The sequence below is a fragment of the Chelativorans petroleitrophicus genome (assembly GCF_025398195.1).
Classification (GTDB): Bacteria; Pseudomonadota; Alphaproteobacteria; order Rhizobiales; family Rhizobiaceae; genus Chelativorans; species Chelativorans petroleitrophicus.
The window spans coordinates 24,207-46,193 of record NZ_JAODNV010000022.1 but is presented as its reverse complement, the minus strand read 5'-3'; the positions used below and the strand labels follow the sequence as shown (position 1 = coordinate 46,193).

General features: G+C 63.8%; 17 protein-coding genes and 1 pseudogene. 5 read left to right on the top strand and 13 right to left on the bottom strand.

Going from position 1 to position 21,987, the window contains the following annotated elements; all coding sequences use genetic code 11:
* Together NYR54_RS17270 and NYR54_RS17265 are read right to left on the bottom strand one after the other, a co-directional pair.
* A partial coding sequence (locus NYR54_RS17270) for a transposase (RefSeq protein ID WP_261516964.1) occupies positions 1–187 on the bottom strand: 187 nt, incomplete at its 3' end.
* Between the two features lie 233 nt (positions 188–420).
* Positions 421–2,076: a recombinase family protein gene (locus tag NYR54_RS17265; protein WP_051469253.1), complete on the bottom strand. Its 1,656-nt coding sequence runs from the start codon at positions 2,074–2,076 to the stop codon at positions 421–423.
* A gap of 36 nt (positions 2,077–2,112) precedes the next feature.
* Between NYR54_RS17265 and NYR54_RS17260 the strand changes: the two are divergent.
* The 4 genes and pseudogenes from NYR54_RS17260 to NYR54_RS17245 all read left to right on the top strand — a co-directional run.
* Positions 2,113–3,015: pseudogene (locus tag NYR54_RS17260) on the top strand (YifB family Mg chelatase-like AAA ATPase); the annotation flags it as partial.
* A gap of 399 nt (positions 3,016–3,414) precedes the next feature.
* Positions 3,415–5,874, top strand: coding sequence for an ATP-dependent helicase HrpB (gene hrpB / locus NYR54_RS17255; protein WP_261516963.1), 2,460 nt, complete (start codon positions 3,415–3,417; stop codon positions 5,872–5,874).
* A 66-nt stretch (positions 5,875–5,940) separates the two neighbouring features.
* The gene (locus NYR54_RS17250; RefSeq protein ID WP_261516962.1) at positions 5,941–7,290 is read left to right on the top strand and encodes an ActS/PrrB/RegB family redox-sensitive histidine kinase; all 1,350 of its coding nucleotides are present in this window, start codon (positions 5,941–5,943) and stop codon (positions 7,288–7,290) included.
* A gap of 27 nt (positions 7,291–7,317) precedes the next feature.
* Complete coding sequence (locus tag NYR54_RS17245; protein ID WP_261516961.1) at positions 7,318–7,884, top strand: ActR/PrrA/RegA family redox response regulator transcription factor; 567 nt, start codon at positions 7,318–7,320, stop codon at positions 7,882–7,884.
* Positions 7,885–7,887: 3 nt separating this feature from the next.
* Here the strand turns inward: NYR54_RS17245 and NYR54_RS17240 are convergent, their stop codons facing one another.
* From NYR54_RS17240 to rimP, 10 genes are all read right to left on the bottom strand, one after another.
* The gene (locus NYR54_RS17240; protein WP_261516960.1) at positions 7,888–8,904 is read right to left on the bottom strand and encodes a class I SAM-dependent methyltransferase; all 1,017 of its coding nucleotides are present in this window, start codon (positions 8,902–8,904) and stop codon (positions 7,888–7,890) included.
* Between the two features lie 137 nt (positions 8,905–9,041).
* On the bottom strand, positions 9,042–11,189 hold the full coding sequence (gene pnp / locus NYR54_RS17235; protein ID WP_261516959.1) for a polyribonucleotide nucleotidyltransferase: 2,148 nt from the start codon (positions 11,187–11,189) through the stop codon (positions 9,042–9,044).
* A 268-nt stretch (positions 11,190–11,457) separates the two neighbouring features.
* A complete protein-coding gene (gene rpsO / locus NYR54_RS17230; protein WP_261516967.1) occupies positions 11,458–11,727 on the bottom strand; it encodes a 30S ribosomal protein S15 in 270 nt (89 codons plus the stop codon).
* A 149-nt stretch (positions 11,728–11,876) separates the two neighbouring features.
* Positions 11,877–13,598 (bottom strand): sensor histidine kinase, encoded by a 1,722-nt coding sequence (locus tag NYR54_RS17225; RefSeq protein WP_261516958.1) that lies wholly within the window; start codon positions 13,596–13,598, stop codon positions 11,877–11,879.
* 109 nt (positions 13,599–13,707) lie between these two features.
* Positions 13,708–14,646 (bottom strand): tRNA pseudouridine(55) synthase TruB, encoded by a 939-nt coding sequence (truB, locus tag NYR54_RS17220; RefSeq protein ID WP_261516957.1) that lies wholly within the window; start codon positions 14,644–14,646, stop codon positions 13,708–13,710.
* 139 nt (positions 14,647–14,785) lie between these two features.
* Complete coding sequence (gene rbfA / locus NYR54_RS17215; protein WP_261516956.1) at positions 14,786–15,184, bottom strand: 30S ribosome-binding factor RbfA; 399 nt, start codon at positions 15,182–15,184, stop codon at positions 14,786–14,788.
* A 134-nt stretch (positions 15,185–15,318) separates the two neighbouring features.
* Positions 15,319–17,862, bottom strand: a complete 2,544-nt coding sequence (infB, locus tag NYR54_RS17210) for a translation initiation factor IF-2 (protein ID WP_261516955.1) — start codon at positions 17,860–17,862, stop codon at positions 15,319–15,321.
* The gene (locus NYR54_RS17205) at positions 17,859–18,494 is read right to left on the bottom strand and encodes an RNA-binding protein (protein WP_261516954.1); all 636 of its coding nucleotides are present in this window, start codon (positions 18,492–18,494) and stop codon (positions 17,859–17,861) included. The genes infB and NYR54_RS17205 overlap by 4 nt, the downstream gene beginning before the upstream one ends.
* Positions 18,495–18,526: 32 nt before the next feature.
* Positions 18,527–20,125, bottom strand: coding sequence for a transcription termination factor NusA (nusA, locus tag NYR54_RS17200; protein ID WP_261516953.1), 1,599 nt, complete (start codon positions 20,123–20,125; stop codon positions 18,527–18,529).
* A gap of 57 nt (positions 20,126–20,182) precedes the next feature.
* Positions 20,183–20,794: a ribosome maturation factor RimP gene (gene rimP, locus NYR54_RS17195; protein ID WP_261516952.1), complete on the bottom strand. Its 612-nt coding sequence runs from the start codon at positions 20,792–20,794 to the stop codon at positions 20,183–20,185.
* Between the two features lie 243 nt (positions 20,795–21,037).
* On the opposite strand from rimP, the gene NYR54_RS17190 reads away from it, so the two are divergent.
* On the top strand, positions 21,038–21,202 hold the full coding sequence (locus tag NYR54_RS17190; RefSeq protein ID WP_261516951.1) for a hypothetical protein: 165 nt from the start codon (positions 21,038–21,040) through the stop codon (positions 21,200–21,202).
* Positions 21,203–21,213: 11 nt separating this feature from the next.
* On the opposite strand, the gene trmB is transcribed toward NYR54_RS17190, so the two are convergent.
* Entirely contained in the window at positions 21,214–21,912 is a 699-nt protein-coding gene (gene trmB, locus NYR54_RS17185; protein WP_261516950.1) for a tRNA (guanine(46)-N(7))-methyltransferase TrmB, read from the bottom strand.
* Between the last annotated feature and the right edge of the window lie 75 nt (positions 21,913–21,987).

Sequence of the window (21,987 nt, the reverse complement as noted above, 5' to 3'; positions counted from 1 at the left end):
TCTCCTGCTCAAGCTCGCGCAGCCGCTTCATCTCCGACGGCATCATGCCGGAATACTTCTTCTTCCAGTTGAAGTAGGTCGCCTGGCTGATCTCCGCCTTCCGGCAGATCTCCGCCACCGTCGTCCCGTCCTCACCCTGCTTGATGATGAACGCCTTCTGCGCGTCCGTGAACTGCGATGCCTTGATCACTTCCGCTCCACTCCCAGCCAGGAAATGGCGCGGAAAATTCCAACACGATTCGAGGGCATTCTCGGGAGGCAGACCAGAACTTGTCGGGTACTGTCGCTGTCGATGACGAAGCTGCTCGCTCGTCTCCCAACCGATCACGGGGACGCGGCATCCAAATGGAGGATCGTAATTGGCTATGGATGATTCTGGCGGCAGATTAGGTGCTGCGTAGGAACTCCACTCTTATCTGATCAGTCCTGCTTCCACTCCCAGGTGTCTGCCGACAAGCTAAAAAATAAATCCACCGTCTGTTTATCAGCTTCCGCCTCAAGAAGCATTGTCCAAATACCTTTCTCTCCCCGACAAGCGAAGGGTGCCACCCCCGCCAAGAAGCGCGGCCCAAGACGCGGTTTCAGAACCATGACGGCACCAATGTCAGGGCGACAAATTATACGTTCAATCAAACCCCGAATAAGATTGGAAAGCCGAATCCTGAGGGCTCTTCGACCTTCTGGGTCATATGAACTTTCGATTCGCCGAGTGAGGTCTGCCACGTCAGTGAGGCGTCGAACGAGCCCTGGGTCTGCGGCGAGTTTCGATGCCTCTTCCTCAGCCTTGCGAAGTCTTTTTCTCAAAGCCTTGACTTCATTTGCCACTGCCGTGAAGCGTTCGACGGCTGCGTCATCACCTGTCTCGACGAGGGCAAGAAGACGTTTGCGCCGCTCCTCGGCATCGGCTAGCTCCGCTTGAAGAGCAGCAACTTTATCAGTTGCCTTGGAAGCATCCTCATCTAAGGGAGCGAACGCGCCGACTTCAAGGAAACCCAATCCGGTCAAGACAGCCACTTCCAGTTTCTCGACACGCCATCGGCGCGAATTGGTGCAGCCCGTGTTTCTTAGGTTGCTAGAGCAGCAAAGATAGACGCCTCCTTTCGGGAGGCGTCCCTTATTGACGATGTGCATCGGACTGCGGCAGATACCGCAACGCCCCAGTCCTTGAAGCAAATGGACAACATTTCCTTTTCTCCCAGACGCATCCTTCCGTCGCTCTTGAACAGCAGCTTGCGCCCGCCAGAACGTCTGCTCGTCAATGATGCATGGATAGTAATCCGAAATGGAGTCTCCATCCGGTTTTCGGTTCCGCGCCTTGTGAGTGCCACTGTGGGGCTGATACTCACCTAACACAGCTCGACTCTCGATGATCTTCGCGATACTCGACGTCTGCCACCCATTTTTGCCCCGAAAAGGCGGGATACCTTCCGCATTCAGACGGCGGGCAATTTCTCGTCGGCCTGCTCCCTCAATTGTCTCCTGAAATATCCGACGCACAATTGCCACGCGATCAGGCCGTTCAATAAATCTCCCGTCAACAAGCTGCAGCCACTCCGGGCAGCGCCGGGTTAGTGGCTTCTTTTCGGAACGGGCCGCTTCTTTCTTTCTTCGCCACGCTTGGCCGACACGCTCGGATTTTATGCGGCTCTCGTCGTGAGCGCGTGCCATAACGGCTAGTGAAATGATCAGCGGTGTCCAGTCACCTCGGAGACGTTCGGCAGAGTACTCCTGGCCATCGGATAAAGTGACAACTGTGATGCCGGCTCGAATCAAGTCAAGAAGCCGAGATGCAGCGTCAATAACAGTCTCGCGAGAAAGACGGTCCAAGCTTTCCACAATGAGATAAGAGCCGCGGTCGATCTGGCCAGATTCTACTAGATCGAGGAATCTTCGCAGGGCCCCGATAGTATGGTTCGCGCCGTCATAAGCTGAAAGGCCTAAGTCGCTAAGTGTGTCATCCAAAGCAAGATCACGCTCTTTGCACCACGCTTCGGCTGCTTCAATTTGCCGTCGCAAGGAATCGCCCCTCGCCTGCTCAGGCGTGGAAAAACGGATGTAGGAATATACCTTTGCCATGTCGGACTCATTCTCTCTGCTCGTATATTAATGTATCATAACTTTCTGATGGTGGGGCCGCCCGGCGCGGGGAAATCCATGCTGGCGCAGCGGCTGCCGTCGATCCTGCCGCCGCTTTCGCCGAAGGAGCTGCTGGAAGTATCGATGATCGCCTCGATCGCTGGCGAACTGGCCGATGGACGCCTTTCGGACCGGCGCCCGTTCCGCGCGCCCCATCATTCGGCCTCCATGGCGGCAATGGTGGGGGGTGGCCTGCGCGCGCGGCCGGGAGAGGTCTCGCTTGCTCATCATGGCGTGCTTTTTCTCGACGAATTGCCGGAGTTCACGCCGCAGGTGCTCGATTCCCTGCGCCAGCCACTGGAGACCGGCGAATGCGTGATCGCGCGGGCCAACCATCGCGTGAGCTATCCGGCGCAGATCCAGCTCGTGGCGGCCATGAACCCCTGCCGCTGCGGCATGGCGGGCGAGCCGGGGCATCGCTGTGCCAGAGGGCCGCGCTGTCAGGCGGACTATCAGGCGCGCATCTCCGGCCCGCTGCTTGACCGCATCGATCTGCGCATCGATGTGCCGGCGGTGTCGGCAGGGGACCTGATCCGGCCGTCGCGTGCGGAGGCAAGCGCAGCCGTGGCGCAACGTGTGGCGCGTGCTCGGGAAATCCAGAAGGAGCGCTATGCTGCGCTCGGCCTGCCGGGTTCCACGATCAATGCGCGCTGCCCGGCGGCACTGGTGGAGCAGGTTGCGGCGCCCGATGCCGCGGGACTCGCGCTCATCGAGGATGCGAGCGAGAAGTTCGGACTTTCGGCCCGCGCCTATCACCGCGTGCTCAAGGTGGCGCGCACGCTTGCCGATTTGGAGGGCGTGGAACGGGTGGGCCGTATCCACCTGGCCGAGGCGATCTCCTACCGGATACCGGGAGAGAGGCTGGCGCAAGCGGCATAGGGCAGTGCGTTGCCGGGGTATGGTTGCGCCTCGCGTGAGGACGGAAATGCGGGGCCTGCGTGCAGTGCCCGCGCCGGGTCGAGTGAAGGGGGAGGTTGAGGTGAACTAGCCCTGCCACTTACGGTCTCTCCACCCGCCGCTCCACCACCGGCGCGACGGCAATGCGATGGATCGGACCGGACTCGCGATTGAAGTTTCGCGCAGCGGCTTGGTAGTGCCCGCCTCGGTGCCTGTTCGTGCCTTGGTAGGCAGTGATTTAGGGCTGACCTGCCTCGTCCGCCTGTCAAGCGAATATCAGCCGAGCGAGTATTCGGCATAGTGCTTTGACCCCATGGAAGTGCGGGAACATTGTCATTTCCGTCCGGCTGCTGATATTCGGGCGCGCTCAGACCGATTGCCATGACCTTGAACAAGCTGCCTGACCTGCCCGTCACCGCCGTGCTGCCCGCACTCGAAGAGGTCCTTCGCGCGCGGGGCAAGGCCGTGCTGGTTGCCCCGCCGGGTGCAGGCAAAACCACGCTCGTGCCGCTCGCGCTTCTTGGGGCGGAATGGAGCCGCAAAGGTCGCATCGTCCTCCTGGAGCCGCGCCGCCTTGCCGCCCGCGCGGCGGCAAGGCGGATGGCCGCCCTGCTCGGCGAAGAGCCCGGCAGGACCGTGGGCTATGCCATGCGCATGGAACGCAGGATATCGGCGGATACGCGCATCCTGGTGGTCACGGAGGGCGTTGCCGCGCGAATGCTCATCGACGATCCGGGCCTCGAAGACGTGTCGGCCATCATTTTCGACGAGTTTCATGAGCGTTCGCTTGATGGCGATTTTGCGCTGGCGCTCGCGCTTGACGTGCAGGGCGCGTTGCGGCCCGACCTACGTCTTCTCGTCATGTCCGCTACGCTCGATGGCGCGCGCGTGGCCGGTTTGCTGGGCGGTGCGCCGGTGCTGGAAAGCGCGGGCCGCAGCTTCCCCGTCGACATCCAGTATGCCGAGCGTCCGCCCGAAATGCCCGTGGAAGCGGCGGTGGCCGCTGCCGTGCGCAGACTGCTCAACGAGCAGAGCGGCAGCATCCTCGCCTTCCTTCCCGGCCAGCGGGAGATCGCGCGCACCGAGGCGCTGCTTCGCGATCGCCTGCCCGCCGATGTCGATCTGATGCCGCTGCACGGTGGTCTGGACGGAGCGGCCCAGGACGCGGCCATCCGCCCCGCTCTGCCCGGCAGGCGCAAGGTGGTGCTGGCCACCTCGATCGCGGAGACGTCCGTGACCATCGACGGGGTGACGGCGGTGGTGGACAGCGGCCTGTCACGGCTTCCCAAATACGAGCCCGGCACCGGGCTGACACGGCTTGAGACGGTGCGCGTCTCGCGCGCTTCGGCCGATCAGCGCGCTGGCCGCGCGGGGCGCACGGCGCCAGGCACGGCCCTGCGCCTGTGGCGCAAGGAACAGACGGCGGCCCTCCCGGCCTTCACGCCGCCGGAAATCCTCGAGGCCGACCTTTCCGGCCTCGTGCTCGACTGCGCTGCCTTCGGCGTGACCGATCCGACGAAGCTTCCTTTTCTCGATCCGCCGCCTGCACCGGCGCTCAAGGAGGCCCGGACGCTGCTCGAAACCCTGGGAGCGCTGGACGAGGCGGGACGGCTGACGGAGGAAGGCGCTGCGGTCCGCCGTCTGGCCCTGCCCGTACGGCTTGCGCATATGGTGGCCGTGGCCGCCCGAACCGACCAGGCAAAAACGGCGGCGGAGCTCGCCATCATCCTGTCCGAACGCGGGCTGGGCGGCAACAGAGTCGATCTCGATGAACGGCTTTCCCGCTTCAGCACCGAGCGTGGCCCCCGCGCGCAGGCGGCGCGGGCGCTTGCCGCGCGGCTCGCGCAGATGGCGGGCGGCAGGCAGGATGAAGCGCCTTCAAGGGCAGGCCCACTTCTGTTGCACGCGTGGCCCGACCGGGTCGCCAGCGCGCGCGGGGAGTATGGCCGGTTCGTGCTTGCCAATGGTCGGGGCGGCATTCTCGATCCCGCCGAGCGGCTGGCCGGGGAGCGCTATCTCGTCGTAGCCGATCTGCAAGGGCAGGCGCGCAATGCGCGCATCACCGCCGCCGCAGCGATCAGCGAGGAAGAGCTGCTGACGGGCCTTGGCCACAGCATCGAAACGCAGATGGAAACCTTTTTCGACAGCGAAAAAGGTATCGTCCGGCAGCGCGAGAGGCGGCGGCTCGGGGCCATCGTGCTGTCGGAACGCACCCTGCCTCCGCCTAAGGGCGAGGCTGCGGATCGCGCGCTGCTTGAAGCCGTGCGTGCCCACGGGACAGGCATCCTGCCCTGGCACAAGGAGACAGAGGGGCTAAGGGCGCGGCTTGCCTTCCTCCACCGCACCCAGGGCGCGCCCTGGCCGGACGTGTCGGAGGAGGCGCTGCTTGCCCAGCTCGAGGAATGGCTGCTGCCCTTCCTCAATGGCGAGGCAACCATTTCGGCAATCTCCAGCCGTGCGCTGGCGGACGGGCTCATGGCGCTGGTGCCTTACGAATTGCAGAGGCGCCTCGATGCCGAAGCCCCCAGCCACTACGAGGCGCCAACCGGCAGCAGGGTTCCGATCCGTTACGAAAACGGCGAGGCAATCCTCGCAATCCGGGTGCAGGAGCTGTTCGGCCTTACCAAGCACCCGGCGATAGGTCACGGTATTCCGCTCACCTTGGAGCTTTTGTCGCCGGCGCACCGGCCGATCCAGAAGACGCGCGATCTGCCCGGCTTCTGGCGCGGCTCTTGGGCGGACGTGCGAGCCGAAATGCGCGGACGCTATCCCAAGCATGTGTGGCCGGAGGACCCTGCGGCGGCGTTGCCCACGCGCCGGGCGAAACCGCGGGTGAAATGAGTATCCGGAGCTATATGCCGGCTTTGCCGTTTCCACCGGAGTGCCGCTTGCTGTAGAAGCCTTGACATGCTTGAGGAACTGAGAGCGCCCAACACCCGCTACAGCCGCAGCCTGCGGCTGTCCACGCTGATCCGCCTCAGGTGGCTTGCCATCGTCGGCCAGAGCGCGGCTGTTATGGTGGTGGCCTTTGTGATGGGCTTTCCGCTGCCGATTGCGCCGTGCTTCGCCCTGATCGCGGCGTCCGCCTGGCTCAATCTCTATCTGACATTCCGCTATCCGGGCGCCCATTTGCTGCCGCCGCTCGCGGCGCTTGCCATCCTCACATTCGACGCTTCGCAGCTTGCAGGACTCCTGTTCCTGACCGGGGGGCTCACCAACCCCTTCTCGCTGCTTATGACCGTGCCGGTGGTGATCTCCGCGACCTCGCTGCCGCTGCTTTGGACCGCGCTGCTCGGCGTGTATGCGATCGGGCTTACCTGCCTGCTTGCGGTCTTCCACCTGCCGCTGCCGTGGTATCCCGGAACCGAACTTGCCATGCCGCTGGTCTACGTGGTTGGCATGCTGATCGCCATCGTCTCCTCGATTACCTTCACCGGCATCTATGCCTATCGCGTGGCGGAGGAGGCACGGCTTCTCGCCAACGCGCTGACGGCGACGGAACTGGTGCTGCAGCGCGAGCAGCACATCTCTGCCCTGGACGGGTTGGCTGCCGCGGCCGCGCATGAGCTCGGCACGCCCCTTGCGACCATCGCTCTGGTGGCGCGGGAAATGGAAAAGGCGCTGGGCGAGGATCCGCGCTTTCGCGAGGACGTCACGCTTCTGCGCTCCCAAAGCGAGCGCTGCCGCGAGATCCTGAAGCGGCTGACCAGCCTTTCCTCGCAGGGCGAGGAGCATCTGGCGCGCTTGCCGCTCACCTCCCTTATCGAGGAAACGGTGGCACCTCACCGCGATTTCGGCATCGAGATCCGGATGGAGCCGGGTGAGGTATCGGGTCCTGAGCCCGTCGGCCGGCGCAATCCGGGCGTTCTCTATGGCCTCGGCAATCTGGTGGAGAACGCCGTCGATTTTGCCCGGTCACAGGTCACCATCAAATGGTGGTGGAACGATGAGACTGTGCGGATTGTGATCACCGACGACGGGCCGGGCTTTCCCGCCGAGATCATCGACCGGATCGGCGAACCCTATATGTCGCGACGGCAGCTTCAGGGAACAGGCGGCGGCGGGTTGGGATTGGGGCTTTTCATTGCCAAGACGCTGCTCGAGCGTTCCGGCGCCACGATCGAATTCGCCAATGCTGGCGGAGAGGGCAAGGGCGCCACGGTGGACATCCGCTGGCCGCGGGAAAGGTTCCTGGCTGGGGAGGGCGCTTTCGTCCGGCCAGGGGAAAGACTGGAAAAACGCGGCGCAACCGCCTAAGTTTGAAGATGAAAGGGCAGACAGCCGATGAACGCTACAGCGACAGAACAGGCTCATCCCCTTCCCGCGGGGGAGCGCACGCTACTTATCGTCGAGGATGACCGGCCGTTTCTGGCCCGGCTAGCACGTGCCATGGAAGGCCGCGGCTTCCGCGTAGAAACGGCCGAATCCGTGGAAGAGGCGATCGCCAAGGTGAAAGCCAACCCGCCCGCCTTCGCCGTAATCGACATGCGGCTTGGTGACGGGAACGGCCTCGACGTCGTCGCCGCCATTCGCGAGCGGCGCGAGGACGCGCGCGCGATCATCCTGACCGGTTACGGCAATATCGCAACGGCCGTCACCGCCGTGAAGCTCGGCGCGATCGATTATCTCGCGAAGCCTGCCGACGCGGACGACATCTATAATGCGCTCATGCGCAAACCGGACGAGAAGGCCGAGCCGCCCGAAAATCCCATGTCGGCCGACCGGGTGCGGTGGGAGCATATCCAGCGCGTGTACGAGATGTGTGACCGCAACGTTTCGGAGACCGCGCGCCGCCTCAACATGCACCGGCGCACGCTGCAGCGGATTCTGGCCAAGCGCGCCCCGCGCTGAGAGTTATTTCCGCCCCCAGAGCACCTTGTAGGTTTCGTCGCGGCGGATTTCGCCGTGTTGCGTAAACACCGCCTCCATGACCGGCTCGTAGGGCAGCCCGCGATTGGCGACCAGAAACAGCCGTCCGCCGTTTTGAAGCGCGCCTGCGGCCACCTCGATCATGCGCTGGCCTATATCGGGCTCGGCGGCGCGGCTGCGATGAAAAGGCGGATTCATGACGATCACGTCATAGCGGCGTTCGACCGGCTCGCTTGTCAGATCATGCCACAGAAAGCGGCATGCCACCTGCGGCGCATGTGCGGCGAGATTGCGGCGCGCTGCCGCGAGGGACGAACTGTGCGCCTCGTAGAGATCGAGCGCATCGAGGGGAAATCTTTCGGCCAGCCGAAGTGAGAGATACCCCCAGCCGGCAGCAAAATCGGCCGCTGTACCTTTGATGTACGGCGGCAGGCTGTCCGACAGAAGGCGAGACCCCGGATCGACCGTGCCTTCCGAAAAGCCGCCGACCGCCGTCTCGTACCCTTCAGGCGTTGTCCGCGCCGGGGCGGCGAGCGCGGCAGGAATGTCGTCACTCAGCGTTTCTGGGCGGAACAGCCGGAACACGATGCCATGGTGCTTCGACAGACGGTCCTGAACTGGCAGCAATTCCTCAATGTGCCGGGCAAGGCTTTGCGCGCCGTCCCGCTTGGTGCCCGCGGCAATGATCTGCCCACCGGGCCGGACGCGGCGAAGCGCATCGGCAAGGCGCATCTCATTCTCCCGCCGGTGACGCCCGAGAAGGACGAATGCCGTATCGAAACCTTTGCCTTCGGCCTGCGGCACGACGGAAAACCCCGCCTTTTCCAGCGCTAGATAGTCGGCCCGGAAATCCTGCACGAGCAGGAAATCCGCCACAAAAAAATCTGATGGTAGGCGGAGCCCGGCGGGAGCGCCAAGAAAAAGGACGCGCTCGCCCGCGCCCGGAGCATCGAACAGGCCACGCTCAAAGGGGAAGAGCAGAGTGGGAAGGGCTTCGTTCATGCAGGCTCTATAGCAACGTATGAGAACGGCGCCAGGCCCTACATCAGATCACTCGGGAAGCGCTGTACCGGGCACCGCATAAACGAGCGGGCGCGGTGATGGCCGCGCCCGCTCAAACTCCGTCAAGGGAGATGGAGTCAGCTTTCGACCTCTTCGGTCGCTTCCTTCTTTTCCGGCTTTATTTCCTTGCCGGTCTTCTGGTCGACGGCTTTCATCGACAGTCGCACCTTCCCGCGCTCATCGAAGCCCATGAGCTTGACGAAGACCTTGTCGCCTTCCTTGACGACGTCGGTCGTCTTCTGCACGCGCTCGGGCGCGAGCTGCGAAATGTGGACCAGGCCGTCCCGCGGACCGAAGAAGTTCACGAAGGCGCCAAAGTCCGCCGTCTTCACCACCGTGCCTTCGTAGATCTCACCCACTTCCGGCTCGGCCGTGATGGAGTGGATCCATTTGCGGGCCGCTTCGATCTCCTTCAGGCTGGAGGAAGCGATCTTCACCGTGCCGTCGTCGGAGATGTCGATCTTCGCGCCGGTCTTTTCCACGATCTCCCGGATGACCTTGCCGCCCGACCCGATCACGTCGCGGATCTTGTCGGTCGGGATGTGCATCACCTCGATGCGCGGGGCGAATTCGCCGAGTTCGCTGCGGCTTTCCGAAAGCGCCTTGCTCATCTCGCCGAGAATGTGCAGCCGTCCCTCCCGGGCCTGGGCAAGGGCGACCTGCATGATCTCCTCGGTAATGCCTGTGATCTTGATGTCCATCTGGAGCGACGTCACGCCTTGGGCGGTACCGGCGACCTTGAAGTCCATGTCGCCCAGATGGTCCTCGTCACCCAGAATATCCGAGAGCACCGCAAAACGGTCGCCCTCCTTGATCAGGCCCATGGCGATACCGGCCACCGGCCTGGAGATCGGCACGCCCGCATCCATCAGCGCGAGGGAGGTTCCGCAAACCGTCGCCATGGAGGAGGAGCCGTTGGACTCCGTGATTTCGGAAACCACGCGCACCGTGTAGGGGAACTGTTCCTGCGAGGGCAGGAGCGGATGGACTGCCCGCCATGCGAGCTTGCCGTGCCCAATCTCCCGGCGTCCCGGCGATCCCAGGCGCCCCGTCTCGCCCACAGAGTAGGGCGGGAAGTTGTAGTGCAGCAGGAAGGTTTCCTTGTAGGTGCCGGTCAGGGCATCCACATACTGCTCGTCCTCACCGGTTCCGAGCGTTGCGACCACCAGCGCCTGGGTTTCACCGCGGGTGAACAGCGCCGAACCGTGCGTGCGCGGCAGCACGCCGACTTCCGCCACGATGGGCCGGACGCTCTTCAGGTCGCGACCGTCGATGCGCGTGCCCGTGTCCAAAATGTTCCAGCGCACGATCTTGGCCTGCAACGCCTTGAAGACGGCGGCCACCTGCTCCGGAGTCCATTTGGCTTCTTCCGCGCCCTCCGGCAGGAAGACTTCTTTCGCCTTCGCCTTCACCGCGTCCACGGCGGCATAGCGCTGCTGCTTGTCGGTGATCTTGTAGGCTTCCCTGAGGTCGGCCTCGATCACCTTCAGCATCTCGCTCTCAAGCTCGGAAAGATCCTCCGGCAGAAATTCGCGCGGCTCCTTGGCGGCGACCTCGGCGAGCTTGATGATGGCGTTGATGACGCTCTGGAAATTCTTGTGGCCGAACATGACGGCCCCGAGCATGACCTCCTCGGAAAGCTCGTGCGCTTCCGATTCCACCATCAGGACCGCATCGCTCGTGCCCGCCACGACGAGATCGAGCTTGCTTTCCTCCATCTCGTCTATGTGCGGGTTGAGCACGTACTCGCCGCCGATATAGCCGACGCGCGCCGCTCCGATGGGGCCCATGAAGGGAACGCCCGAAAGGGTGAGGGCGGCGGAGGCAGCGACCATGGACACGATGTCGGGATCGTTCTCCAGATCGTGCTGGAGCACCGTGACGATCACCTGGGTGTCGTTCTTGTAGCCTTCGACGAAGAGCGGCCGGATCGGCCGGTCAATCAGGCGGGAGACCAGCGTCTCCCTCTCGCTCGGCCGACCTTCGCGTTTGAAATAGCCGCCGGGAATCTTGCCGGCCGCGAAAGTCTTTTCCTGATAGTTCACGGTGAGCGGGAAAAAGTCGAGGCCGGGCTTCGGCTCCTTGGCGGAGACGACGGTGGCGAGCACCACCGTTTCACCATAGGTCGCAAGCACGGCTCCATCGGCCTGCCGTGCCACCTTGCCAGTTTCTAGGGTAAGCGGACGCCCACCCCAGTCAATTTCAACCTTGTGCTGTTTGAACATGACTTGTCCTTATGTGGCGAGGGGCCTGCACCGTTCCGCAGCGCGTGGCATCCCTCTGACTTCGTTCAGGACGAGTCACGGGCAAGACAACGGGGTGCTTGTCGAGGCTGGGCGCTACCGGGGCGTCCACAAGCATCCTGCAATCCTGCCCCATGACCTGTCCATCGGCAGCATTCCGGACATCCCTGACCAGAATGCTTTTGCCGCGGTGCCTTGCACCCCGGCATGACCGGCCGGCGGGCACCACTCAGGGCGCCCGCCGTCCGAATCAGCGACGCAGCCCGAGCCGCTCGATCAGCGTCTGATAGCGGCTTTCGTCCTTCCGCTTCAGATAGTCGAGCAGACGGCGGCGCTGCGAGACGAGCTTCAACAGACCACGGCGAGAGTGGTTGTCCTTCTGGTGATCCTTGAAATGCTCGGTCAGGTTCTTGATGCGCTCGGTCAGGAGTGCAACCTGGACCTCCGGCGAGCCGGTGTCGCCCTTGGCGGTCGCGAATTCCTTCAGAATCTCCTGCTTGCGCTCGGCAGTAATCGACATCAAACGTCCTTTCTCTATTGAGGAAACAAGGCCGCCCATAGCCGGGATGTCGGCCAGCCAGGGCCATTTGCGCGGCGCGAGGCGCGCCACAATGCGGCGCATATAGTGCATAATGACCGCAATTGCCAGCCGAAATAACGTGCGCCCTCTCAGGCGCCGGGAGCGGCAGACGCCGGCGGAGGCCGCTCCGGCAGGATGCGGTCTGCCGGAATGCGGAAAACGCATTCCAGCCCGTCGCGATGGAAGGTGCGCGATATTTCGGCATCCAGCGTGCCGCCGAGCATGCGCTCGATGATTTCGGTGCCGAAGCCGCGCTTGACGGGCCTGCGCCTGAGACGCTGCAGATGCTCCCGCCAGACGATGACCAGCACATCCTCTTCGATCTGCCATGAAACTCTGAGATACCCTCCGCGGGCGGCGAAGGCGCCATACTTGGCGGCATTCGTCGCCAGCTCATGGACGGCTAGCCCTATGGTCTGCGCGGCCTGGTTGGCGAGCCGCACGGAAGGGCCGGAAAGCTCCAGCCGCTTCGGATCTTCAGGACGGAACGGCTCGATCTGGGCGATGAGCAGCTCGCGGAGATCCACGCCGCTGGCGCCGCCGGCGATCAAAAGGTCGGTCGAACGGGCGAGGCCATAGAGCCGCTTCTGGAAGGAATCGAGGAAGCTGGGCAGCGAGCGGGCGCTGCGCGCCGTCTGCTTGGCCATGGATGCGACGACGGTGAGCTGGTTCTTGGCCCGATGCGCCACCTCCCGCATCAGGAGACGGATGTCGTTTTCTGCCGCCCTGCGATCGATCGAGGCCTCGGCCAGCGCCGCCGAGACGGTCGCCACCTCGGCAATCGGATAAGGCACGGCTTTTACCATTTCGCCCGCACCGAGCCGGTGTGCGTCATGGGCCAGATTGCGCACGGGCCTTGCGATGCGCCGGCCCAGGAACCAGGCGGTTCCGGCGCTGAGCGCGATGACGATGAAGCTGCCGGCAAGAAGCTGCCAAAGGGTACGGCGCATCGGCCGCTCGATGGAGGCGGTGGGCGCCCATACGACGACTTTCCAGCCGCTGAACGCCGACTCGTCGGTGATTGCGACGAAGGATGCAGGCGCCATATTGTTGGACAGACGAGCGATCTGCGGCGAGCCTGCGTTGAGGTCGAGAAAGAAGGGCTTGCCCACATTGGTCGACATGAAGGAGGACGCGATGACGAGGCCGTTCGCGTCGACCAGGGAGGCGTTCCAGCCGCCGCGCAACATCTGCTGGGATAAGGTGTTGGCGATGGACTCCGCATCGCGCGTCAGCATGAGTACGCGCGGCGGTTTGCCCTCCGGCACGTAGGGAAGGATGACGTTGAACCCCCAGCGCTCGGCGGTCTCCTCGAAAAAAACGCCGGAAATAACCGCCGCTCGCGCGTCGAGGGCGCGGCGCACCGGCTCGGGATCGGAAACCGGTCCGAGCGGCGTTCCGTAGGGGACGCGGGTGTTGAGAATCTGGTCGAAATTCTCGTCGAGCAGGACGAGATAGGTTCCGCTGCCGGCCAGTGCTGATTTCGCCCGCTCGTAGAAATCTTTATAGCGGCCGGAAGCAAGTGAAGGAGTGGTGGACAGCACGCGCAGCGTGGTCACCATGCCGCTTAATTCCCGGTCGATCGTCTCGGCGATCGATCCGGCCATGGCTTCCGAAAGCGTCTCCACCACCTCCCGCTGGGCGGCATCGTTCCGCTGCAAAAGCACGAAGGCGACCGCCAGCGCGGGAAGGGTGGTCACCAGGATCAGCAGGAAGAGGAAGAAGCCAATGGGCTTCGGCCCGGTCAGAAGGCCACTTAAACGTTTCCTGAAGCCGAGTTTCGTATCAGGGCTGTCAGCACTCTTTTCCACGTCGCCCCTTGCCGTTGCACGTGTCCAACCCGCATCTTAATGCGAAACTCGGTCAAGTGTTGCAATGCAAGCGGCCAAAGCGTTGGAAAACGCAGGTTCGGCCCGCAGATCAGCTAGAAAACACGCGCTTCGGCTTGAACATGCCTGCCTCGATCGCGCCGATGGCCACAAGCCGCCCGCGCGCGCTTGCCCAGGCCTCCGGCGCCTCTACCGGCGCGTCGCGGCCACGCAGAATGACAGGGTTGCCGAGCCGCAGGCGGGCCGCGGCATCGTCGGAAAGGATTATTTCCGGAAGCCCCTCGAGGGCGGCAGCGGGGTCGAGCAGCATCGCGTCGAGCGCGGCAAAGCGCTCCCGCTCGTCCGCAGCATCCCTGGCGATTTTTTCAAGCATCTCAAGCGGGATCATCTGGCTCGCCTCGAAGGGATAGACTTCCGTGCGTCGCAGGGCAGCCACATGCCCGTAGCAGCCCAGGTCACGGCCCATGTCGCGCGCGAGTGAGCGCACATAGGTGCCCTTGCCGCATTCCACCTCCAGTACCGCGCTTCCAGGGTCCGGGATGTCGATGAGATCGAGCCTGGCGATTTCCACCTCGCGGGCTGCGATTTCCACCGTGGCGCCTTCGCGCGCAAGATCATAGGCACGCTCGCCAGCCACTTTCACGGCGGAAAACTGCGGCGGGGTCTGCATGATGAGCCCGGTGTAGCGCGGCAGGAGATTGCGTATTTCCGCTTCGGTCGGGCGCTTGTCCGATGACTGCACCACCGGCCCTTCGAGGTCGTCGGTCGAACGCTCCTCGCCCCAGGCGATGGTGAAGCGGTAGACCTTCGCGCCCTCCATCACGAAGGGAACGGTCTTGGTCGCCTCGCCGAGCGCGATCGGCAGCATTCCGGAGGCAAGCGGGTCGAGCGTGCCGGCGTGCCCCGCCTTCTGTGCTGCAAACAGCCACTTCACCTTGGACACGGCCTCCGTCGAGCCCATGCCCACGGGCTTGTCGAGCACCAGCCAGCCCGAAACCGGCCGTCCCTTCTTGTTTCCACGCCGCGCCACTATTCGATCCCCTTCTGCCCGACAGAGAAGTTGCGGGGAAAATTTGCGGTCGTTCCACCTGCACCGTTCACAACCGGCTCAAGATCGCGCCCGCCGGCGCGGCGCGGGGAAACGGCGGGATTCCTGCTCATGGCCGCTCTCATTTCTTGTTCTCCTCGTCACGGCCGAGATCACGCGCCACCTCGGGCGACTTCAGCAGCCGGTCGATCTTGTCGAAGTTCTCGTAGCTGGTGTCGAGCCGGAAGCGAAATTCCGGCATGTATTTCAACTGCCTGAGCGCGGGCGTGACCCTACCGCGGATGAAGCGCGCATTGCGGTTCAGGGCGCTGATGACCGCGTCCTTGTCCTTGACGCCGAGCGGCGAGACGTAGGCGGTGGCGATCCTGAGGTCTGGCGACATGCGCACCTCGGTTACGGAAACGACCACGCCCTCCACAGCCGGATCACGAACCTCGCCCCGCTGCAGCAGTTGCGCAAGCGCGTGGCGGGCCTGTTCGCCGACGCGAAGCTGGCGCTGGGATGGGATGGAAGGAGACATGGCGGTTCAGTCGTTATTGAAAACGGCGGACAACACGGCTGCATGATACCAGGCACCTGCCGCGCAAGGGCAACGGTCGCCCGGCAATAGGACCGGCGGCCGCGGAAAGGCGGCCGCCGGTCCTATGCATCTCTTTACAGCGTACGCGTCACCATCTCGACGCGGTAGGCTTCGATCACGTCGCCTACCCGGATGTCCTCGTAGTTCTCGAAGGCCATGCCGCATTCCTGGCCGGCAGGGACCTCCGAGACCTCGTCCTTGAAGCGCTTCAGCGTCTTCAGCTTGCCTTCGTGGATCACGACATTGTCGCGGATGAGGCGCACGCCCGCGCCACGCTCCACCTTGCCTTCGGTCACGCGGCAGCCCGCCACCTTGCCGACCTTGGTGATGTTGAAGACCTCGAGAATCTCGGCATTGCCAAGGAAGGTCTCGCGGCGCTCGGGTGACAGAAGGCCGGACATGGCCGCCTTGATGTCGTCCACCAGGTCGTAGATGATGTTGTAGTAGCGGATCTCGATCCCCGCCTGCTCGGCCGCCGTGCGCGCCTGCTTGTTGGCACGGACGTTGAAGCCGATGATGGCGGCGTTCGACGTCTCGGCCAGCGACACGTCGCTCTCGGTGATCGCACCAGCGCCGGAATGGACGATGCGCGCGCGCACCTCCTCGGTCCCGAGCTTTTCGATTGCGTTCACGATCGCTTCGATCGAGCCCTGCACGTCGCCCTTGACGATGAGCGGGAACTCCTTCACGCCGGAGGACTGGAGCTGCGACATCATCTGTTCGAGCGAGCCGCGGCTTCCCGCCTGCCGCGCCACGGCACGCTCGCGTGCCTTGCGCTGGCGGTATTCGGAGATTTCGCGCGCCTTCGCCTCATTGCCGACAACCGCGAAGCGGTCGCCCGCCTGCGGCGTGCCCTGCAAGCCTAGAATCTCGACCGGCGTGGAGGGCGGAGCGGCTTTCAGATGCTCGCCGCGTTCGTTGACGAGAGCGCGCACGCGTCCCCATTCGTTGCCCGCAACGATGATGTCGCCGGGCTTCAGGGTGCCAGCCTGCACGAGAACGGTGGCCACGGGACCGCGCCCGCGGTCGAGCTTGGCCTCGATGACAACGCCTTCAGCGGTGCGGTTGGGATTGGCCTTCAGCTCCAGGATCTCGGCCTGCAGGAGAATGGCTTCCAGCAGCTTGTCGAGATTGGTGCCCTTGACGGCGGAGACCTCGACGTCCAGCACCTCGCCGCCCATGGATTCCACGAAGACCTCATGCTGGAGCAGCTCCGTGCGCACCTTCTGAGGATTGGCCTCGGGCTTGTCGATTTTGTTGATCGCCACGATGATCGGCACGTTTGCCGCTTTGGCGTGATTGATCGACTCCACGGTCTGCGGCATCACGCTGTCATCGGCCGCCACGACCAGCACCGCGATGTCGGTCGCTTGCGCGCCGCGGGCGCGCATGGCTGTGAAGGCCTCGTGGCCGGGCGTGTCGATGAAGGTGATGATCTGGCCATCCTGCTCCACCTGATAGGCGCCGATATGCTGGGTAATGCCGCCAGCCTCGCCGGCCACCACATTGGCCTTGCGGATAGCGTCGAGCAGCGACGTCTTGCCGTGGTCGACATGACCCATGATGGTAACGACCGGCGGGCGCGGACGCATGTCCTCGGGCTTGTCCTGAATGTTGAAAAGCCCCTCCTCGACATCCGATTCGGAGACGCGCTTGACCGTGTGGCCGAATTCCACCGCGACCAGTTCCGCCGTGTCGGCGTCGATCACGTCGCCGGGCTTCATCATCTGGCCCTGCTTCATGAAATACTTCACCACGTCCACAGCCCGCTCGGCCATGCGGCTGGCAAGCTCCTGGATCGTGATGGTTTCGGGCAGCACCACCTCACGCGAAACCTTCTCGCGCGGCTCCTGGTGCATCGCGCGCTTGAACTTCTCCTGGCGGCGGCGCATCGACGACAGGGAGCGGGCGCGCGTCTCCTCGTCGGAGAGCGCGGAATTGAGCGTCAGCTTGCCGCGGCGGCGTTCGTCGGTGCGCGGCTTGGCTGGCCGGGCAGGCGCCTCGACCTTCGGGGACCCGCGCTTCGGGCCGCCACGGCCGCGCTCTTCCTCCTCCTCGTCCTCGATTTCGGGCTCGGGAGCGGTTTCGACGACGGGAGCACGGCGGCGCGCCTCTTCCTCGGCGCGCTTGCGGGCTTCGGCCTCTGCTTTCAGACGGGCTTCCTCTTCCGCCTGACGGCGGGCGGATTCCTCGCGCTCGCGGCGGCGGCGTTCCTCTTCCTCGGCACGGCGTGCGGCTTCTTCGGCGGCGCGCTTGCGCTCTTCCGCTTCACGCAGCTTGGAATCCTGCAAGGCCCGACGGCGAGCCTCCATCTCCTCGGCCGACAGCTCGTTCAGCACGACGCCCGGGCGCTGGGGCGCGGGCTGTTGGGGCCTTGGCGCTTCGCGGGTCTGAGCAGGCGCGGCGGGCGCGGCCGGCTTCACCCGCACAGGGGCAGCCTGCTCGGCGCGCTCGTCAGGCCGGGTGAACTTGCGTTTCTTGGTCTCGACGACGACGGCCTTCGAGCGCCCATGCGAAAAGCTCTGACGTACCGTGCCCTGTTCCGGCCGCTTCAACGTCAGCGTCTTTTTCGGGTTGACGCTCAGCGTCTTTTCGTCACCGGTCTTCGTATCAGTCATTCCACATCCTCTGCGGCATCCGCCGCGCTCGACGCTTCGATGTCCGGGGCGGCATCCCTGTATCGAGCGAGCGCCTCGATGCGCCTCAACGCTGCCTCGCCCGGCCCCCGATCGAGCAAGGCAGCATGTATCACATTTGTCGCCCCCAATGACAAACTCAATTCGGCTTCCGAAAAGAGCCTGTATGCCGGCAACTGCCTTTTTGCGGCATGGGCGGCCGCTTTGCGTGCCGCCGCGAGCTTGCGAACGCCGTCCTCCGACGCTTCCCTGGCATGCAGGACGGCTATCGCCTTGCCTCCGCGCACGGCAGTTTCAACCTTGGTCGCCCCCAATGCCACGGCTCCGGCCTTGCGCGCAAGGCCAAGTGCGCCAAGGGCGGTGCGCAGGAGAAGAGAATCTACCTGTTCGGCCAGATCGGGAGGCGCCTTCACCGGCGCCTTCAATGCTCGCGCAAACAGATTTTTCGCCGCCGCCTTCTCGACCAGCTTCCTTTCCGCGCCAACCCAGCAGCCCCGGCCCGGCAGGTTGCGCTTGAGATCGGCAACGACCGTGCCGTCGGGAGCCGCGACAAACCGGATCAGATCACCCGGCTGTCCGTGCGCGCGTGTCACGATACATGTGCGCTCCTTCATCGCGTTTCACAAGGCCCCCGGTCGGCATGCCCTCAGCCTTCCTCCGGCTCGGCTTCCGTATCCGCCTCCTCCTCGGCAAGATCGTTCTCGGTAATCCAGCCCATTTTCATGCGGGCGGCGACTACCATCTGCTCGGCCTCGGCGCGGCTGACATCGAACTCGGAGAGGACGCCGGGGAAGAACTTGTTTTCGCCATCCTTGCGCTCCCGCCAGCCGACGAGGTCGTCCACGGCGTAGCCCGCGAAGTCCTCGATCGTCTTCACGCCGTCCTCGCCGAGCGCGACCATCATGGCCGTCGTGATGCCGGGAATCTCGCGCAGCTCGTCAGATACGCCAAGCGCCTTGCGCTTCTCATCGTTCTCGGCCTCAATACGCTCCAGATATTCGCGGGCGCGGTTCTGGATTTCCTCGGCGGTCTCCTCGTCGAACCCGTCGATGGAAGAAATCTCGCTCGACTCGACATAGGCGAGCTCTTCCACGCTGGTGAAGCCTTCCGAGGCCAGCACCTGGCCGACCATCTCATCGACGTTGAGCGCCTCCATGAAGAGCTTCGAACGTTCGGCGAACTCCTTCTGGCGGCGCTGCGATTCCTCTTCCTCCGTCAGGATGTCGATATCCCAGCCGGTGAGCTGCGAGGCAAGGCGCACATTCTGGCCGCGCCGGCCGATGGCCAGCGAAAGCTGGTCGTCCGGCACCACCACCTCGATGCGTTCAGCATCCTCGTCAAGTACCACCTTGGCCACCTCGGCCGGCTGCAGCGCGTTGACGATGAAGCTCGCCGCGTTCTCGTTCCAGGGAATAATGTCGATCTTCTCGCCCTGCAGTTCCGCGACCACGGCCTGCACGCGGCTACCGCGCATGCCCACGCAGGCGCCGACCGGATCGATCGATGAGTCGTGGCTAAGCACCGCGATCTTCGCGCGCGATCCAGGATCGCGAGCCACCGACTTGATCTCGATGATCCCATCGTAGATTTCCGGCACCTCCATGGTGAACAGCTTCGCCATGAACTGCGGATGGGTGCGCGAGAGGAAAATCTGCGGGCCGCGCTGTTCGCGGCGCACATCGTAGACGTAGGCGCGCACGCGATCGCCATATTTGAAGGTCTCGCGCGGGATCAGTTCGTCACGCCGGATGATCGCCTCGCCGCGGCCAAGATCGACGATGACATTGCCGTATTCCACGCGCTTCACTGTGCCGTTGACGATCTCGCCGATGCGGTCCTTGTACTCCTCATACTGGCGGTCGCGCTCGGCCTCGCGCACCTTCTGCACAATCACCTGCTTGGCGGACTGTGCCGCGATGCGACCGAAATCCATGGGCGGAAGCTGCTCGGCGATGAAGTCGCCCACCTGCGCGTCGGGATTGCGCGCGCGGGCAAGGGCAAGCGAAATCTGCCTGGCAGGCTCCTCGACTTCCTCCACCACCTCCATAAGCCGCTGCAGCTTCATCTCGCCGGTCTGCGGGTTGATGTCGGCGCGGATATTGGTCTCCTGACCGTAGCGCGAGCGCGCGGCCTTCTGGATGGCATCGGCCATCGCCGCAAGCACGATCTCCTTGTCTATCGCCTTTTCGCGCGCCACCGCATCGGCGATCTGCAGAAGTTCCAGTCTGTTTGCACTGACTGCCATGTTTCATTCTCCTCGGCGATGCAAGCGAACGGCGCAAACCGTTCTGCCTGCAAAATCTCATTCAATCCCGGTCGCTGCGTCCTCGCCTTCCTCGGGCTCTACGTCGCGGCGGCGCGCTTTCTTGCGTTGCTTGCGGGCTTCCTTGTCCTTCCTCAGCGCCTCACGGATGAGCGCATCCGTTAGCACCAGCTTGGCCTCGCCGATCGCATTGAGCGGAATCTCGACAAGAGGTTCCTCGCCTTCGGCCACCTTGTCGAGCTCGAGCGTCACGGCCTCGGCCGTCGTTTCCCTGATCTCGCCGCGGAAGCGCCTGCGGCCGCCGATCAGAACCGACGTCTCGATCCTAGCGAGGTGGCCGGCCGCCGCCTGAAAATCGTCGCGCCGCACCAGCGGGCGGTCGATGCCGGGCGAGGAGATCTCGAGCTGGTACGCGCCATCGATCGGGTCTTCCACATCGAGCACCGGCGAGAGCGCCCGGCTTACCTCCTCGCAATCGTCCACAGTCATGGTGCCGTCCGGGCGCTCGGCCATGATCTGCAGCGTGCAGCCATCCTGAGCAGTCAACTTCACGCGCACAAGCCGATAGCCCAGAGCAACAAGCACCGGCATGACGATCGCCGCCACACGGGCTTCCAGGCCGTTTTCGCGGATAATGCGATCGTCCTGCATGCAGTCTCAAGTCTCCCAGCCCGGCCGCGAAATCTAACAAAAAAGAGCGGGACCGGCAGGACCCACTCTTCGTCATAGCGACCAAGAATTTGACCCCTATATAGACCACCGACCGCCCGGTTTCAAGCGCATAACGCAGCTCTTGCTGCATTGCACAAACTGCATGGTTGCGTTGCAAAAAAGCCGCTACCTGCAAGGCTTTGCGCTTCCTATGTGGAAGGTACAAACAAGGAGTACACTTCCATGCGCAATCGTCGTTTCCTCAACGGGGTCGGTCAGTTCTTCGACGTGATGGGCAGCGCAATCGCCGTTTCGAGTGCTGTGCGCGAGCGCCGTCCGGTGCGTGATGCTGACCTGATTAATCTCGGGATTGATCCGCAGCGCTTCCGCGAGATCAAGTACCGCTAGCGCCTAGCGTATCAAAGTCGGATGAACGTCAGATAGGCCGGCCTACGGCCTTCGCGTATGGCCTTCATCTCATACCGCGTGCCCGGCCAGTTGTCGAAGGGGTGCCGCCAGTCATCGGCGCTTTCGGCCTTCCATGCGAAAGCGGGGTGCGCCCGGCAGTGAAGCAGCGTCCAGTTGACGTAGCTGTCGATGTCGGAGGCGAACCGGAAAATGCCGCCGGGCTTCAGTACGCGCGCGAAGCGATCGAGATTGGTCGGTCCGACGAAACGTCGCTTCCAGTGCCGCTTTTTCGGCCAGGGATCGGGATAGAGCAGGTCTATGCCTGACAGCGAGGCCTGCGGCAGCCAGTCGAGCAGACGGGTTGCATCGTCGTCATAAAGGCGCAAATTGGCGGGAAGCTCGCCGTCCAAAGCGGAGAGCAGCTTTGCCACGCCGTTGACGAAGGGCTCCACGCCGATGAAGCCCGTCCCGGGGCAGCGGTTCACTTCGGCCAGCAGATGCTCGCCGCCGCCAAAGCCGATTTCCAGCCGGACATCATTGACGGGATGCGCAAAGAGCATACGGATGTCTTCCGGCGCGGGCCGGTCGAGATCAATCTTCAAAACGGGCAGAAGTGTTTCGAGCGCGGCGATCTGCCCGGGACGCAGGCGCTTGCCTTTTCTGCGGCCGAAAAAGGCTTCCGTTGAGCGTTCGGGGTGATGGGCGGTCATTGGGTGCTGTTCAGGCATTAGTTCCCCGGGCCTCGACCTCTCCGTGTTCCGGGAACACGGAGAAGCGTATCGATT